Origin of the sequence: Streptomyces spiralis, assembly GCF_014654675.1 — a bacterium.
GTDB classification, from domain to species: Bacteria; Actinomycetota; Actinomycetes; order Streptomycetales; family Streptomycetaceae; genus Streptomyces; species Streptomyces spiralis.
Map to the genome: position 1 here is coordinate 1 of NZ_BNBC01000124.1, position 2,039 is coordinate 2,039.

The 2,039-nt window shown below is 58.2% G+C and carries 2 protein-coding genes; both read left to right on the forward strand.

What is annotated here, in order from left to right:
• The first annotated feature begins 298 nt into the window (after positions 1 to 298).
• Positions 299 to 766, forward strand: a complete 468-nt coding sequence (locus tag IE318_RS44245; protein WP_189908473.1) for a hypothetical protein — start codon at positions 299 to 301, stop codon at positions 764 to 766.
• Between the two features lie 30 nt (positions 767 to 796).
• Complete coding sequence (locus IE318_RS44250; RefSeq protein WP_189908474.1) at positions 797 to 1,579, forward strand: hypothetical protein; 783 nt, start codon at positions 797 to 799, stop codon at positions 1,577 to 1,579.
• Positions 1,580 to 2,039 lie beyond the last annotated feature (460 nt).

The following is a 2,039-nucleotide window of genomic DNA, read 5'->3' on the forward strand; positions in this document are numbered from 1 at the left end:
CGCAGCAACCTCATCAACGGATGCCTCGCCGAAACCGGACTCACCTTGACGACATCACGACAACAACGTCAGTAACGACAGTCGTAGCCGTCGACCGCCCCAGGTCACCCGATTGGATCTGCGACACTGGTACCACCATGCCCAAGCCCGGAGAACTCCCATAGTTGAGATGCCAGGTGGCCTCTACCTGCGGATTCTTCCTCACGGCCGGCGGTCCCGAGCGCTGTTGGGCAGTCTAGGGGCCTTCGAACCTAGAAGAACGCATCAGTAGGCCAGTGAAGTTGCCTACGATCAGGCTATGACGTCCTCTCCAGCGGTGCCGCGCCCCATCGAACCCCTTGCCGTGCCTGTCCCCATCGACTCCGAGTGCGACGTGGTGGTCCTGCCGCGAGAGCTTGATGAGTCTGGCGTTGCTCGCTATCACGACACGGCCACTGACCTTGTCAAGGCCTTGAAGTTTGAAGGGCTGAGCGCCTCTTTTGCGCACATTCCCGAAGAACGAAGGTGGCTCGGAGAGAAGGGCCTCCTCGCGTACACGCTGGATGTCGTGATTGGGATGATCTCGGCAGGAGCTTATGACGGCCTTGGGGCTTTGCTGCGACGCCGTCACAATGACACTCCGGTGCGGCTTCGTATCACTCGACAGGTGTCTACCGCGGCGGGCAGCGGTTGGGAGTGGATTGAGTTGGAGGGGACAGGTGAGTCGGTTGCGCAAGCTCTTGAAGGGATGAATACCGAAAGTCAACCCCCCACCCTGTCCGAATAAAGTGCGAGAGATGGGCGTGAAATTATGCCGGTGCGCGATGAATTCCGAATGGGTGCAGCGGGAGCACCGGCTGAAGGCAGCGATGCTGGTCCGGCCAAGGATCTGATTGACGCTTACATGACTTCGCGCGTTCTCTCGTATCGGCGGCAAGCTAAACGCAGCTTCGAGGATGCTCAACGACTCGCGGGAAAAGATGCTGGCGCGGCGGAGGAAAAGGCCAGGGAGGCTCTTGATGCTTCAGCGAAAGCATTTTGGTGGGCCGAGGACTCTCCGTTAGAAGAACGTCAGCATCAGCTGATGCACAAGATAGGGAAGTGGAAGAGAAAGCAACTAGGATGCAGTATCTTCTTCGACGGTAAGGGTTATGCGCATCGTTGCCCGGTAGTAATAGCTCACAAGAAGATGGGTTTTTCTGTGGGCTTCACCGCTACCCGGATATGCTCGATATGCCGTAAAGATCTAGCTTCTGATGAGTGTCCTCACTTTCGTGATCGTAGTTACTGGATTCGTGGTGGTGCGGACGCTTATGGCCCCTGCCGAGTATGTGAACAGGATCCCTGTAAGCACCGAGCAGATACGCTCTACCGAGCGAGAGTCGTGGCGATCGTTTCAGCTCATTCGAATATGTCTCTCCATGAAGTCAGCATCGTGCGGAAGCCTGCTCAGCCCGAAGCCAGATTGGCTGAAGTGCCGATCGACATCGACGAGTTGGCGTCCCATTTGGGACCCAATTTCCTACCTGGCGTGAGGCTGAATTGTGATCAATGCTTGGGAAAGTGTCCGGGGTTCACTGAGTTCCCGGGGGAACACTGAAATATGAAGCCTGGAGCTTGCCCACTGCTCGGTGGGCAAGCGAGTCCGCTGAGTTTTTCTTTTGTCGCCTAAATCGTGATCGCGTTGGCGCTGGTCGAGCTGCGGGCAGCAGCGATCTTCGTAGGTCTGGCCGTCGTCAGGGCCTTGATCTTGCCGATAGGCAAGCGGACAGGAAGTCGCAACCGATAGAGGTAACGGGGCCTGGCCCGCGCCAGACGCGTGCCAGATCGGGCGGGGAACCACGGGGAACACCGGGGGGTCAACGAACTGCCCACCAGGTGCCGCCTCGCTCCTGCCGCAGCTCAGCAGCACTCCCACGATCAGAGAACCCAAGCTTCCCGAGCTGATGTCACGTAGCTACGCAGATCGGGGACTTTCTATCGGCGTCAACCAGTAGCCTGCGACGATCAGCCGTGGCATGCCTGGAGGCTTCGTGGAAGCTATCGCTCTCGTCAGTCCC

Excerpts from the sequence above, each read along its gene's own strand:
- IE318_RS44245 (WP_189908473.1), top strand. The coding sequence starts at position 299 with ATGACGTCCTCTCCAGCGGTGCCGCGCCCCATCGAACCCCTTGCCGTG.